The following is a 14,030-nucleotide window of genomic DNA, read 5'->3' as shown; positions in this document are numbered from 1 at the left end:
CGCTCCTACAGGGAATGCGGTGTTCAGGCGGTCACGGCCTGGTCCACCAGGCGGCCATTCTCGATACGAATGTGCCGCGGATGGAAACGCTTGAGACTGCTGCGATGGCCGACGCTGATGATGCTCAGTCCCGGCAACTCATCGATCAGCGCCTGATACAGCGAAGCCTCATCCTCTTCATCCATCGCCGACGTCGCTTCGTCCATGTACAACCATTGCGGCGCATAAATCAGGGCACGGGCGAAGGCCAGGCGCTGCTGCTCACCTGGCGACAGCAGACGCTGCCAGTGATTGGCTTCATCGAGGCGCGCCACCAGATGCGGCAGTCGGCAGGTTTCCAGTACGTGCACGTAGCGCTCGTTCGGGTAGGTATCGCCGGCCTGTGGATAACTCAATGCCTCGCGCAACGTACCAATCGGCAGATAGGGTTTCTGCGGCAGGAACAGGTAGCGCGCCGCCGGCAGGCGGATACTGCCGTGGCCCGCCGGCCACAGATGCCCCATCGCCCGCAGCAAGGTCGACTTGCCGCTGCCGGAGCGACCGCTGAGCATCACGCGCTCGCCCTCCTCCACGGTCATCTCGGCATTGGTCAGCAGATGGCGACCGTCAGCCAGATCGAGGCCGAGGTTGTGCACCTGCAATGCATCCCCTTGATTCTGCACGTCGATGGCCGGGACACGCTCTTCGTTATCGACCATGGCCTGACGGAAGCTCAACAAACGATCACAGGTGGCGCGCCAGGAAGCGAGGTCCTGGTACGCACTGATAAACCAGCTGAAACTCTCCTGGACGTTGCCGAAAGCCGAGCTGATTTGCATCAGTTCACCGAGTTCGATCTTGCCGGAGAAGTAACGCGGCGCCGCGACCATGAACGGAAAAATGATCGCAATCTGGCTGTAACCGGACGTGAAGAACGTCAGACGCTTGGACACCTTCATGATGTCCCAGAAGTTATGCCAAACCATCCCGAAACGACTGCTCAGGCGGCGGTTTTCGTTGGGCTCGCCGTTGTACAACGCAATGCTTTCAGCATTTTCACGGACCCGGACCATGGAGAAACGCAGGTCGGCTTCGAAGCGTTGTTGTTGGTTGTTCAGGCCGATCAAACGACGACCGATCAAATGCGTCAGCCAACTGCCGACCGCGGCATACACCAGCACGCACCAGAACATGTAGCCGGGAATGGTGAAGCCGAGCACTTCAATACTGCCTGATACACCCCACAGGATGATCGAGAACGACACCAGGCTGACAATATTGCGAATCAGCCCAAGGCCCAGGCTCAGCGTGTTCAAGGTGAAGTTGTTGAGGTCTTCCGATATCCGCTGGTCCGGGTTATCGGTGTAACCGCCCTGCTCCAGCCGATAGTAATTTTTGTCGCTGAGCCAGCGGGCGAAATACTTTTCGGTGAGCCAGGCCCGCCACCGTATGGTCAGCATCTGGGTCAGGTAAAGGCGGTACACCGCACCGATAATCGCCACCGCGGCAATGGCGCAGAAATACAGGATCAACGTCCAGAACGACGCCTCATCCTTCTTCTGCAGGGCGTTGTAGAAGTCTTTGTACCAGGTGTTGAACCACACCGAGATCCCGACGCTGACCAACGAGAGGGCAATCACGGCGATCAGCAACGTCCAGGCCTTGCCCTTCTCTTCGCTACGCCAGTAAGGCGTGGTCATCGCCCACACTTTGCGAAAAAACTGCCCGCGCACCGCGTCGTTGACCGCAGAATATTCAGCGTTCTGATTCATGGAAAAGGCTCGATAAAGAAAAAAACACGCACGAACCGATCATAGATGATCGGTTCGGTTTGTCGCGAGGAGCTACCCGCATTCGTTCAGCACAGGTTCAGCGGCGAACGGGGCGCTTCTGCAGTTTGCGCTGCAGCGTGCGGCGATGCATGCCCAGGGCGCGGGCCGTGGCGGAGATGTTGCCTTCGTGCTCGGTCAAGACGCGCTGGATATGCTCCCACTGCAGACGGTCGACCGACATCGGGTTCTCCGGCACCAGGCTGTCGAGGTCGGCATGCTCGGAAAGCAGCGCGGCCAGAACGTCGTCGGCATCCGCCGGTTTGCACAGGTAGTTGCAGGCACCGCGCTTGATCGCCTCGACGGCGGTGGCAATGCTCGAGTAACCCGTGAGGATCACCACGCGCATTTCCGGGTCCATTTCCAGCAATTTGGGCAACAACACCAGACCCGAGTCGCCGTCCATTTTCAGGTCCAGGGCGGCGTAGTCCGGCAGATCGGCCTGGGCCATCGCCAGGCCTTCTTCGGCGGAACCGGCGGTACTGACGCGAAAACCACGGCGAGCCATCGCTCGAGCCATGACGCGGGTAAATGTTGCGTCGTCATCGACCAGCAGCAAATGCGGCAGTTCTTCGCCTTCGACTTGGATTTCGTCACTCATGTTGGTCTCCTCGGGCGACACGGGGCAGGCGCAGCTCGGTGAGCGTGCCGCCTTCCTCATGACTGTAGAGTTTCACTGAGCCGCCGGCGCGTGTCACGCTGGCCTTGCTCAAAAACAGGCCCAGGCCGAAACCTTTGCCCTTGGTGGTAAAAAATGGCTTGCCAATCTGCTCGGCGATGGCCAGCGGTACACCGGCTCCGTGGTCGCGAATGCTGATCGTCAGGTTATCCGCATCCCAGTCCAGCGTCACTTGCAGGCCCTCGGGACAGGCATCGGCGGCGTTGTTCAGCAAATTCAACAGGGCCTGGGTCAGGTCCGGCGGTGGAGCCATGCGCGGCACCTTGCCTTGACCCAGGCGCTGGAAGCGATAGCTGGCTTCCGGGCGCATCAGGTGCCAGCGGTTCAGTGCCTCATCAAGCCAGTCGGTGACGTCCTGCATCTCCACGGCCAGGCGGCGATTGGCTTCGGCGGCGCGCACCAGTTGTTGCAAGGTCTCTTTGCACAGCTTGACCTGATCCTGCAGCACGCTCAGGTCGTCCTGCAGCATCGGGTCGTGGTGATCCTGGCGCATTTCCTTGAGCAACACGCTCATGGTCGCCAGTGGCGTACCCAGTTCATGGGCGGCGCCGGCCGCCTGGGTGGCCACGGCCAGCAATTGCTGGTCGCGCAGTCCTTCTTCGCGGCGAATGGCGCGCAGTTCTTCCTGACGGCGCAACTCTTCGGCCATGCGCGCGGCGAAGAAGGTGATGACCGCCGCGGCGAGGGCAAAACTCAGCCACATCCCGTAAACCTGCAGGTTTTCCCGAGCGATCGGGAAGGTCTGTAACGGATAAAAGCGCGCCAGCAACAGGGTGTACATCGTCAATGCGATACCGGACAGAATCACCGAATAACGCCACGGCAATGTCACGGCCGCGATGGTCAGTGGCACCAGGTAATAAGACACGAACGGGTTGGTCGAGCCGCCCGAAAAGTACAGCAAGGCACTGTGGATAAACAGGTCGCAGGCCAGTTGCAAGGCGTATTCGAGTTCTGTCACCGGCCATGACGTACGCAGGCGAATCGCCGTGAACGCACACAACAGCATCGAGCAACCGAGGGTCGCCGCCAGCTGGAACCAGGGCAACGGCAGCAATTCAAACCAGTAGGCCAGGCCCACGGAGCCGGCCTGGGCGGCCAACACTAAAGTGCGGATGAACGTCAGCCGCCAGAGATTCTGGCGAGTTGCGGAGGTAATTTGAACGGGGGCGAGCATGAGCTCTCCTGATGAGCGCTCCAGGCGGATCGCCGGGAGTATAACCAAGCGCGGGGGCTGACAGGAAAAAGTGCGGCAAACGGCCACATGCAGGAGCGAGCCTGCTCGCGATGGTCGTCAACGGTGACGCTGGGAACCTGGCACCCCTCGGTGCTCTCAGGTTCATCGCGAGCAGGCTCGCTCCTACAGGGGGCATGTGTATCTGTATAGAAGTTGTAACTGTGCGAACCGGATCATAGAGGCTAGAGTCTGATGGTTTCACGCAGGCCCGGAACAGAGCCCTGCGCACCCTTCCAAGGAGCTTTCATGCACACATTCCGCCGCAGCGCCGCCCTCCTCGCCCTGAGCATTGGCGCGATCGCCAGCCTCCCGGCCCTGGCTGCCGACGAGCTTCATTACAACCAGATTTCACTGCGCGCCGAAGTCAGTCAGGAAGTGGCTCGCGACCTGATGATCGTGACCCTCTACACCGAAGAACAAAACAGTGACCCGGCCAAACTCGCCGCCGATGTCAGCACCACCATGAACAAGGCGCTGGCCCAGGCCAAACAGGTCAAGGACATCACGTTGCGCCAGGGCAGCCGCAACAGCTACCCGATCTATGACACCAAGGGTCAAAAAATCACTGGCTGGCGCGAACGCGCCGAGTTGCGCCTGGAAAGCCCGGACTTCGCCGCACTGTCGAAACTCACCGGCGAACTGCTCACCGACCTGAAGATGGGCGGCATGGACTTCGCCATTGCCACGCCAACCCGCAAGGCCAGCGAAGACGCCCTGCTCAAGGACGCCGTGACCGCGTTCAAGGCCCGCGCCCAACTGGCCACTGATGCACTGGGGGGCAAGGGTTACAAGATCGTCAACCTGAACCTCAACAGCAACGGCTATCCACAACCGTACATGCGCGCACCGATGATGATGAAAGCTGCCAGCATGGACGCCGCTCCGGTCACGCCGGAAGTGGAAGCGGGCACCAGCCAGGTCAGCATGACTGCCGACGGTTCGATTGAAGTGCTCATGCCTTGATTCAAAACCGGTAGGCAAAAAAGGCGATCATTCAAGTGATCGCCTTTTTTTTTGCAAACCGACGTCTATGCTGATTCTGGAAATAAACAGGAATACCCAGACAACTATCGCAGTTGCACTTCGTACATCTTGCTCATGAGCCTGGCAACAATAATGGCTCCCATTTACCCCAGCCCCCACTGAGGGACAGGGGTATAAATAGGTAACACCTCGCCCCACCCACGGGCGCCCCAAAGGCCTTGATGCACCAAAAAGGGGCGCCGCTAGCACGATAAAAACACCGCGCAAACGGTCAAATGCGTCAAATTTTATACATATGCGACATTAAGGTACGTTCGTGCCACTGTTTAAGGCTTGTAGTCACTCTGGATCTTGCATTGGGTATGGCCCCTGCATAAGTATCCGCAGGCACGACTCACGAGGTCGTCCTCAAAATCAAAAAATGACAACAAATCATGAGGCCACCATGCTTAAACACGCGGTCATTCCGTTTCTATTAGGTGCCGGCTTATTAGCGGCCGCGCCTTTCGCCCAAGCTGCGACTAACCTGGTGTTCTGCTCCGAAGGGAGCCCGGCCGGTTTCGATCCGGGTCAATACACCACCGGAACCGACTTCGACGCCTCAGCCGAGACCATGTTCAACCGTTTGACCCAGTTCGAGCGAGGCGGCACCGCCGTAGTTCCTGGGCTGGCGACCAAGTGGGACGTCTCCGATGACGGCCTGACCTACACCTTCCACTTGCGTGAAGGCGTCAAGTTCCACACCACCCCGTACTTCAAGCCCACTCGTGAGTTCAACGCCGACGACGTGCTGTTCACCTTTAATCGCATGATTAACAAGGATGACCCGTTCCGCAAAGCGTACCCGACCGAATTCCCGTACTTCACCGACATGGGGATGGACACCAACATCACCAAGATCGATAAAGTCGACGACCACACTGTCAAGTTCACCCTCAAAGACGTCGATGCCGCGTTCATCCAGAACATCGCCATGAGCTTCGCCGCCATCCTTTCCGCCGAGTACGCCAACAAGCTGCTAACCGAAGGCAAGCCGAGCGACATCAACCAGAAACCGATCGGCACCGGGCCGTTCGTGTTCAAGAGCTACCAGAAAGACTCGAATATCCGTTACACCGGCAACAAGCAGTACTGGGACCCGAGCCGGGTCAAGCTCGACAACCTGATCTTCGCCATCAACACCGATGCGTCGGTACGCGTGCAGAAACTCAAGGCCAATGAGTGCCAGATCACCCTGCACCCGCGCCCTGCCGATGTGACCGCACTGAAAAGCGACCCGAAGCTGCAGTTGATCGAGAAACCCGGCTTCAACCTCGGCTACATCGCCTACAACGTGCGCCACAAACCGTTCGACCAGCTTGAAGTGCGCCAGGCACTGGACATGGCGGTGAACAAGCAAGGCATTCTCAACGCCGTATACCAGGGCGCAGGACAACTGGCCGTCAACGCCATGCCGCCGACCCAATGGTCCTACGACGACACCATTAAGGACGCCGCCTACAACCCGGAAAAAGCCAAAGAATTGCTCAAGGCTGCCGGCGTGAAAGAAGGTACCGAGATCACCCTGTGGGCCATGCCGGTTCAGCGACCGTACAACCCCAACGCCAAGTTGATGGCCGAAATGCTCCAGGCTGACTGGGCGAAGATCGGTCTCAAGGTCAAGATCGTCAGCTACGAATGGGGCGAATACATCAAGCGCACCAAGAATGGCGAGCACGACATCAGCCTGATCGGCTGGACCGGTGATAACGGTGACCCGGACAACTGGCTCGGCACGCTCTACAGCTGCGATGCCATTGGTGGCAACAACTACTCCATGTGGTGCGATCCGGCTTACGACAAGCTGATCAAGCAGGCCAAGGTCGTGACCGACCATGACCAGCGCACCGAGCTTTACAAACAGGCGCAGCAGTTGCTCAAGCAGCAAGTGCCGATCACGCCAGTCGCCCACTCGACGGTCAACCAACCGTTGAGCGCCAAAATCGAAGGGTTCAAGGTGAGCCCGTTCGGTCGCAACGTCTTCTCGGGTGTCAGCATCGAAAAGTAAAACCGTGTAGCTACATCGCCGGGGGCGCCTTGCGCCCTCACGCAAGCGTGTTGCCGTAATTCGCCCATAAGGCATACAGCAAACGTTTGCGATGCGTGCATTGAGTTCCAAAGCAAATAGCCGGCTCATCAAAAAAGAACGGCATAAAAAAAGAAAGTAAGGAGCTTTACCCATGAAACTGAGCAGCACCGCGATACTGGCCTTGGCCATCAGCAGCGTTACCGCCACGGCGTACGCAGAACCCCAGAGCCAGGCCTACACCCCGGTTACTGTGAATGAGAAGAATGCTCAAAGCGACGCCACTGGTTTTCTCGAAGGCCAGTCGATTAGCGGCACTACCCGTAACTGGTACGCCAACGAGCAACTGCAACGCGGTGGCAAGTTCCAGTACAAGAAGGACGGCGTTTCGACCCCGACCGACCGCCGGATCAACTGGGTTCAGGGCACCATCGTCAAGTACAACTCGGGCTTCACCGAAGGCACTGTCGGTTTCAGCACTGAAGTGGCAGCCTACAACGCCATCGCACTGGATCGGGACCGCAAGGACCTGGCCTCCAATAACGGCGGCGCACCGGGCACACGCCCAGGCGCGGGCAACAACCGTACCCTGACCACCGAAGGCGGTGACGCTCAAGGCCAGTGGAGCAAATTGGGCCTGGCCAACGTCAAGGCCCGTGTCTCCAACACCACCCTGACCGCTGGCCGCATGAACTTCAGCAGCCCGATGGTCGACGTTATCGGCAACCGTGCGCTGCCTTCGAGTTTCGAAGGTGTGGCGATCCACAGTGAAGAGCTGAACAACCTGGCTTTCGACCTGGCCACGTTCGATCGCAACTCACCACGTACCGAAGAAAGCCAGCGTAAATTCCGTACCGAATACGCCAACGGCATCGTTGAAACCGACCACGTCTACACCGGCGGTCTCACCTACACCCCGTTTGCCAGCCTGACCACCAGCCTCTGGGCCACCCAGGCCGAAGACATCTGGAACCAATACTACTTCGGCGCCAGCCACGTGCTGGGCGATAGCCAGGTCCTGAGCCTGACCACCGGTTTGAACTACTACAAGACCAAGGACGAAGGTAAGGCGTTGATCGGCAAAATCGACAACGACACCTACTCCCTGTCGCTGGGCCTGGCTCACCAGGCTCATAGCCTCACCTTCTCGTACCAGGAAGTGAACGGTAACGAGTACTTCGACTACCTGCACGAAACCAACGGCATCTACCTGGCCAACTCCCTGCTGTCGGACTTCAACGGCCCGAACGAAAAATCGTTCCAGATTGCCTACGGTCTGAACATGGCCGAATACGGCGTGCCAGGCCTGAAGTTCAACATCTACCAGGCTCGCGGCTGGGGCATCGACGGCACTCACTACACCGGCAACGGTGGTGTAGCGGGCAAGGGTTACGACGGCATTCAGTCGATGGATGGCGAAACCCATTACGAATACGGCATCGGCGCTTCCTACGCCGTACAAAGCGGTCCGCTGAAGGCCACCACCGTTCGCGCGACCTACACCGCGCACCGTGCCAGCGAAAACCAGGCTGACGGCAGCATCAACGAGTTCCGTCTCGTGACCACGGTGCCGTTCAACATTCTGTAAACACGCCTGCCCGACGGCTGGCTCCTGAGAAGCCAGCCATCGGGTTTCCTGATCAACCGATTGCAGAGGGTTCTTGATGAAAATGCTTCCCCTACGTGCGGCCATCACCGCCGCGTTGCTGAGTGTCGCGGTTGGCGTGTCGGCCAAACCCCTGGTGGTCTGTACCGAAGCCAGCCCCGAAGGCTTCGACATGGTCCAGTACACAACTGCAGTCACCGCCGATGCAGTGGCCGAAACCATCTTCAACCGCCTGGCTGACTTCAAGCCCGGCACCACCGAAGTGATTCCGGCACTGGCGGAGTCCTGGGACATCAGCGAGGACGGCCTGAGCTACACGTTCCACCTGCGCAAGGGCGTCAAGTTTCACACCACCGAATACTTCAAACCGACCCGCGACATGAATGCCGACGACGTGGTCTGGAGCTTCCAGCGTCAACTGGACCCGAACCACCCATGGCACAAACTGTCGAGCGTGGGCTTCCCGTACTTTGAAAGCATGGGCTTCAAGGAACTGCTCAAAAGCGTCGAGAAAGTCGACGACAACACGGTCAAGTTCACCCTGACCCGCCGTGAAGCGCCGTTCCTGGCCGACATCGCCATGGCCTTCTCGTCAATCTACCCGGCCGAGTACGCCGACCAGTTGCTCAAGGCCAACAAGACCGCCGACCTGAACAACAAGCCGGTCGGCACCGGTCCGTTCGTCTTCCAGCGCTACAACAAGGACGCCCAGGTTCGCTTCAAGGCCAACCCTGACTACTTCCGTGGCAAGCCGCCGGCCGAGGCATTGATCCTGGCCATCGCCACCGACAACAACGTGCGCCTGCAGAAGCTCAAGGCCAACGAGTGTCAGGTCGCGCTGTATCCGAAGCCGGATGACATCCCGAGCATCAAGAAGGACCCGAACCTGAAGGTCGACGAACTGAACGCCATGACCGTTTCGTACGTCGCCATGAACACCACGCACAAATACATGAGTGAGGTGCGTGTGCGTAAAGCCATCGACATCGCCTTCGACAAGGAGGCCTATGTCAACGCCCTGTTTGGCAAAGGCAATGCGACAGCGGCGGTCAACCCGTACCCTGACACCCTGCTGGGTTACAACCACAGCCTGAAGAACCCGGCCCACGATCTGGACAAGGCCCGCGCCCTGCTCAAGGAAGCCGGCGTACCTGAAGGTACGACATTCACCCTGTTCACCCGCAACGGGGGCGGCCCGACCAACCCGAACCCGATGCTTGGCGCGCAAATGATGCAGGCTGACCTGGCAAAGGTCGGGATCAAGATCGACATCCGCGTGATGGAATGGGGCGAAATGCTCAAGCGCGCGAAAAACGGCGAGCACGATATGGTTTCCGCCGGATGGGCGGGCGATAACGGCGACCCGGATAACTTCCTGACACCTATGCTCAGCTGCGAAGCTGCAAAGAACGGCGAAAACTACGCCCGCTGGTGCAATGACAAATTCCAGGCACTGATAGACCAGGCCCGCGAAAAAACCGACCCCGCCGAGCGTGCCGCCTTGTACGAGCAGGCCCAGGTTATTTTTAATCAAGACCAGCCGTGGATCAGCATGGCGCACACTAGAATGTTTACAGCAATGCGCAACAACGTAGTGGGTTATCACATTAGCCCGCTCACCACGAATAACTTCGCCACCACCCAGGTGAAGTAGATAAGAAACTCCCGGCATTCCTGAACCCAGGCGTGCCGGGCACGCCTAACCGGCTGATGAGGTACACCACACGATGTTTAGTTTTATTGCCCGCCGACTGGGGTTATTGATCCCCACATTCTTCGGCATCACCTTGCTGACTTTCGCGTTGATTCGCATGATCCCTGGCGACCCTGTGGAAGTCATGATGGGCGAACGCAGAGTCGACCCGGAAATGCACGCTCAGGCAATGGAACGCCTAGGTCTGAACAAACCCCTGTATGCCCAGTACCTGGATTACATCGGCAAACTGGCCCACGGCGATCTCGGGGAGTCCCTGCGTACCCGTGAGAGCGTCTGGACCGAGTTCACCTCTCTCTTCCCCGCGACCCTGGAGCTGTCCATGGCCGCCCTGTTGTTCGCCGGCATCCTGGGCCTTCTGGCCGGGGTGATCGCGGCACTCAAGCGAGGGTCCCTGTTCGATCATGGGGTCATGGGTATCTCCCTCGCGGGATACTCGATGCCGATCTTCTGGTGGGGCCTGATCCTGATCATGTTCTTCTCGGTATCCCTGGGCTGGACCCCGGTTTCCGGGCGAATCGACCTGCTGTACGACATCGAGCCGCGCACCGGCTTCATGCTCATCGATACGTTGCTGGCCGATGACGTCAGTGCCTTCTTCGACGCCCTGCACCACCTGATCCTGCCGGCCATCGTGCTCGGCACAATCCCGCTGGCGGTGATCGCGCGGATGACCCGTTCGTCGATGCTCGAAGTGCTGCGTGAGGACTACATCCGCACCGCCCGTGCCAAAGGCCTGTCGCCGTCACGCGTGGTGTTCGTGCACGGTCTGCGTAACGCGCTGATTCCGGTGCTGACGGTGGTCGGCCTGCAAGTCGGCACCCTGTTGGCCGGTGCGGTCCTGACCGAAACCATCTTCTCCTGGCCGGGGATCGGTAAATGGCTGATCGAAGCCATTGGCGCCCGGGATTACCCGGTTGTGCAAAACGGCATCCTGTTAATCGCCTGCCTGGTGATTCTGGTCAACTTCGTAGTGGACATCCTCTACGGCTTTGCCAATCCACGCATCCGTCACCAGCGCTGAGGTCCATACCCATGAGCACTCCAACTTCCTCAGTAGCCGCCACCGCCTCCGCCGCGGATCAAAGCCTGCTGTACCCGTCGCCGTACAAAGAATTCTGGCAAGCGTTTTCCAAGAACAAAGGCGCCGTCGCCGGCCTGCTGTTCATGTTGCTGGTGATTTTCTGCGCCATCTTCGCCCCGTGGGTCGCGCCGCATAACCCGAGCGAGCAATACCGCGACTTCCTGCTGACCCCTCCGGCCTGGCTGGAAGGTGGACAGATGCAGTTCCTGCTCGGGACCGATGAGCTGGGTCGTGACTTGCTGTCGCGCCTGATCCAGGGTTCGCGCCTGTCCTTGCTGATCGGCTTGTCGTCGGTTGTCATGTCGCTGATCCCGGGAATCCTGCTGGGTCTGTTTGCCGGGTTCTTCCCGCGCGTGCTCGGCCCGACCATCATGCGTCTGATGGACATCATGCTGGCCCTGCCGTCCCTGCTGCTGGCCGTGGCGATCGTCGCCATCCTCGGCCCTGGCCTGATCAACACCGTGATCGCCATCGCCGTGGTGTCCCTGCCGTCCTACGTTCGTCTGACCCGTGCTGCGGTGATGGGCGAACTGAACCGCGACTACGTGACCGCCGCGCGCCTGGCCGGTGCCGGCCTGCCACGCCTGATGTTCGTGACCGTGCTGCCCAACTGCATGGCGCCACTGATCGTTCAGGCCACCCTGAGTTTCTCTTCGGCGATTCTCGATGCCGCCGCACTGGGCTTCCTCGGCCTTGGGGTACAACCGCCAACCCCTGAGTGGGGCACCATGCTGGCCTCGGCCCGCGACTACATCGAACGCGCCTGGTGGGTCGTCAGCCTGCCTGGCTTGACCATTTTGCTCAGCGTGCTGGCAATCAACTTGATGGGTGACGGCCTGCGCGATGCGCTGGACCCGAAACTCAAGAACGCCGCCTGAGGAGATTCCAATGTCACTGTTAGAAATCAAGAATCTCAACGTTCGCTTCGGCGACAAGAACGCCGTTCCCGTGGTCGATGGCCTCGACCTGAAAGTGGACAAGGGCGAAGTCCTGGCCATCGTTGGCGAATCAGGTTCCGGCAAGTCCGTGACCATGATGGCGCTGATGGGCCTGATCGAGCATCCGGGGATCGTCACCGCCGACGCCCTGAATTTCGATGGCAAGAACATGCTCAAGCTTAGCAACCGTCAGCGTCGGCAAATCGTCGGCAAAGACCTGGCCATGGTCTTCCAGGACCCGATGACCGCGCTGAACCCGAGCTATACCGTCGGCTTCCAGATCGAAGAAGTGTTGCGCCTGCACCTGAAAATGTCCGGCAAGGCCGCGCGCAAGCGTGCCATCGAACTGCTGGAAAAAGTTGAAATCCCGGGTGCCGCCAGCCGCATGGACGCCTACCCGCACCAACTGTCCGGCGGTATGAGCCAGCGGGTCGCCATCGCCATGGCCATTGCCGGCGAACCGAAACTGCTGATCGCCGACGAACCGACCACTGCATTGGACGTAACGATTCAGGCACAGATCATGGACCTGCTGCTGGCGTTGCAGAAAGAACAGAACATGGGCCTGGTACTGATCACCCACGACCTCGCGGTCGTGGCCGAAACCGCCCAGCGCGTGTGCGTGATGTACGCCGGTCAAGCGGTCGAAGTCGGCCAGGTGCCTCAGTTGTTCGACATCCCGGCGCACCCGTACAGCGAAGCGCTGCTCAAGGCGATTCCGGAACACAGCCTGGGGGCCTCGCGCCTGTCGACCCTGCCGGGCATCGTGCCCGGTCGTTACGACCGTCCGCAGGGCTGCCTGCTGTCGCCGCGCTGCCCGTATGTGCAGGACAACTGCCGTGCGCAGCGTCCGACCCTTGACCCGAAAAGCAACAGCCTCGCCCGCTGCTTCTACCCGCTGAACCAGGAGGTGGCGTAATGGCCGTCGTTCTTACCGCCCGCGACCTGACCCGTCACTACGAAGTGTCCCGTGGCCTGTTCAAGGGTCACGCCACCGTTCGCGCCCTCAACGGTGTGTCGTTCGAGCTGGAAGCCGGCAAGACCCTCGCCGTCGTAGGCGAATCCGGCTGCGGCAAATCCACCCTGGCCCGCGCCCTGACACTGATCGAAGAGCCGTCCTCGGGCTCCTTGAAAATCGCCGGCCAGGAAGTGGCCGGTGCCGACAAGGCCCAGCGCAAGCAACTGCGCAAAGACGTGCAGATGGTGTTCCAGAGCCCGTACGCGTCGTTGAACCCACGGCAGAAAATCGGTGATCAACTGGCCGAGCCGCTGCTGATCAACACCAACCTGTCGGCCACCGAACGTCGCGAGAAAGTTCAGGCGATGATGAAACAGGTGGGTTTGCGTCCCGAGCACTACCAGCGCTATCCGCACATGTTCTCCGGCGGTCAGCGCCAGCGGATCGCCCTCGCCCGCGCCATGATGCTGCAACCGAAAGTACTGGTGGCGGACGAACCGACCTCGGCGCTGGACGTGTCGATTCAGGCCCAGGTGCTGAACCTGTTCATGGACCTGCAGCAAGAGTTCAACACCGCCTACGTGTTCATCTCACACAACCTGGCGGTGGTGCGGCACGTCGCCGATCACGTGATGGTGATGTACCTCGGTCGTCCGGTGGAAATGGGCCCGAAAGAAGACATCTACACTCGTCCTCTGCACCCCTACACCCAGGCGCTGTTGTCGGCAACGCCGACCATTCACCCGGATCCGGACAAGCCGAAGATCAAGATCGTCGGCGAACTGCCCAACCCGCTGAACCCGCCGCCCGGCTGCGCGTTCCACAAGCGTTGCCCGTACGCCACCGACCGTTGCAAAACCGAAGAGCCGGCCCTGCGTCTGCTCGACAGCCGTCAGGTGGCTTGCCACTACGCCGAGCAATTCCTCGACGGCGCGGCGTAAAAAACTGTGGAAGCGA

Annotated in this window: 11 protein-coding genes; 8 read left to right on the top strand and 3 right to left on the bottom strand. The window is 59.8% G+C overall.

The window, feature by feature from the left end; translation table 11 throughout:
* Positions 1 to 23 precede the first annotated feature (23 nt).
* The 3 genes from GQ39_RS29405 to GQ39_RS29395 form a co-directional block, all read right to left on the bottom strand.
* Positions 24 to 1,751 carry an ABC transporter ATP-binding protein/permease gene (locus tag GQ39_RS29405; RefSeq protein WP_047537627.1) on the bottom strand — a complete coding sequence of 576 codons (1,728 nt, stop codon included), beginning with the start codon at positions 1,749 to 1,751 and terminating at the stop codon, positions 24 to 26.
* Between the two features lie 97 nt (positions 1,752 to 1,848).
* Complete coding sequence (locus tag GQ39_RS29400) at positions 1,849 to 2,409, bottom strand: response regulator transcription factor (RefSeq protein ID WP_047537624.1); 561 nt, start codon at positions 2,407 to 2,409, stop codon at positions 1,849 to 1,851.
* Positions 2,402 to 3,664, bottom strand: a complete 1,263-nt coding sequence (locus GQ39_RS29395; protein WP_047537621.1) for an ATP-binding protein — start codon at positions 3,662 to 3,664, stop codon at positions 2,402 to 2,404. Before GQ39_RS29395 ends, GQ39_RS29400 begins: the two co-directional genes overlap by 8 nt.
* Before the next feature lie 306 nt (positions 3,665 to 3,970).
* Here GQ39_RS29395 and GQ39_RS29390 point away from each other — a divergent pair, with 306 nt between their 5' ends.
* From GQ39_RS29390 to GQ39_RS29355, 8 genes are all read left to right on the top strand, one after another.
* Complete coding sequence (locus tag GQ39_RS29390) at positions 3,971 to 4,687, top strand: SIMPL domain-containing protein (protein WP_047537618.1); 717 nt, start codon at positions 3,971 to 3,973, stop codon at positions 4,685 to 4,687.
* Positions 4,688 to 5,153: 466 nt separating this feature from the next.
* On the top strand, positions 5,154 to 6,755 hold the full coding sequence (locus tag GQ39_RS29385; RefSeq protein ID WP_047537615.1) for an ABC transporter substrate-binding protein: 1,602 nt from the start codon (positions 5,154 to 5,156) through the stop codon (positions 6,753 to 6,755).
* A 172-nt stretch (positions 6,756 to 6,927) separates the two neighbouring features.
* Positions 6,928 to 8,361 carry an OprD family porin gene (locus GQ39_RS29380; RefSeq protein ID WP_047537611.1) on the top strand — a complete coding sequence of 478 codons (1,434 nt, stop codon included), beginning with the start codon at positions 6,928 to 6,930 and terminating at the stop codon, positions 8,359 to 8,361.
* Positions 8,362 to 8,437: 76 nt separating this feature from the next.
* Positions 8,438 to 10,033, top strand: coding sequence for an ABC transporter substrate-binding protein (locus GQ39_RS29375; protein WP_047537608.1), 1,596 nt, complete (start codon positions 8,438 to 8,440; stop codon positions 10,031 to 10,033).
* Between the two features lie 73 nt (positions 10,034 to 10,106).
* The gene (locus GQ39_RS29370; RefSeq protein ID WP_047537606.1) at positions 10,107 to 11,117 is read left to right on the top strand and encodes an ABC transporter permease subunit; all 1,011 of its coding nucleotides are present in this window, start codon (positions 10,107 to 10,109) and stop codon (positions 11,115 to 11,117) included.
* A gap of 11 nt (positions 11,118 to 11,128) precedes the next feature.
* A complete protein-coding gene (locus GQ39_RS29365) occupies positions 11,129 to 12,055 on the top strand; it encodes an ABC transporter permease subunit (RefSeq protein ID WP_047537603.1) in 927 nt (308 codons plus the stop codon).
* A 10-nt stretch (positions 12,056 to 12,065) separates the two neighbouring features.
* On the top strand, positions 12,066 to 13,034 hold the full coding sequence (locus GQ39_RS29360; protein ID WP_047537600.1) for an ABC transporter ATP-binding protein: 969 nt from the start codon (positions 12,066 to 12,068) through the stop codon (positions 13,032 to 13,034).
* On the top strand, positions 13,034 to 14,014 hold the full coding sequence (locus GQ39_RS29355; protein WP_047537597.1) for a peptide ABC transporter ATP-binding protein: 981 nt from the start codon (positions 13,034 to 13,036) through the stop codon (positions 14,012 to 14,014). The genes GQ39_RS29360 and GQ39_RS29355 overlap by 1 nt, the downstream gene beginning before the upstream one ends.
* Positions 14,015 to 14,030: the final 16 nt, after the last annotated feature.

The sequence above is a fragment of the Pseudomonas sp. 11/12A genome (assembly GCF_000800055.1).
Lineage (GTDB): Bacteria > Pseudomonadota > Gammaproteobacteria > Pseudomonadales > Pseudomonadaceae > Aquipseudomonas > Aquipseudomonas mohnii.
Note: the sequence above shows the minus strand (reverse complement) of the source record. Positions and strands in the feature narration are given on the sequence as shown.

Coding starts and splice junctions, on each gene's coding strand:
- GQ39_RS29390 (WP_047537618.1), top strand. CDS start 3,971: ATGCACACATTCCGCCGCAGCGCCGCCCTCCTCGCCCTGAGCATTGGC.
- GQ39_RS29375 (WP_047537608.1), top strand. CDS start 8,438: ATGAAAATGCTTCCCCTACGTGCGGCCATCACCGCCGCGTTGCTGAGT.
- GQ39_RS29360 (WP_047537600.1), top strand. CDS start 12,066: ATGTCACTGTTAGAAATCAAGAATCTCAACGTTCGCTTCGGCGACAAG.
- GQ39_RS29370 (WP_047537606.1), top strand. CDS start 10,107: ATGTTTAGTTTTATTGCCCGCCGACTGGGGTTATTGATCCCCACATTC.
- GQ39_RS29405 (WP_047537627.1), bottom strand. CDS start 1,751: ATGAATCAGAACGCTGAATATTCTGCGGTCAACGACGCGGTGCGCGGG.
- GQ39_RS29365 (WP_047537603.1), top strand. CDS start 11,129: ATGAGCACTCCAACTTCCTCAGTAGCCGCCACCGCCTCCGCCGCGGAT.
- GQ39_RS29400 (WP_047537624.1), bottom strand. CDS start 2,409: ATGAGTGACGAAATCCAAGTCGAAGGCGAAGAACTGCCGCATTTGCTG.
- GQ39_RS29395 (WP_047537621.1), bottom strand. CDS start 3,664: ATGCTCGCCCCCGTTCAAATTACCTCCGCAACTCGCCAGAATCTCTGG.
- GQ39_RS29385 (WP_047537615.1), top strand. CDS start 5,154: ATGCTTAAACACGCGGTCATTCCGTTTCTATTAGGTGCCGGCTTATTA.
- GQ39_RS29355 (WP_047537597.1), top strand. CDS start 13,034: ATGGCCGTCGTTCTTACCGCCCGCGACCTGACCCGTCACTACGAAGTG.
- GQ39_RS29380 (WP_047537611.1), top strand. CDS start 6,928: ATGAAACTGAGCAGCACCGCGATACTGGCCTTGGCCATCAGCAGCGTT.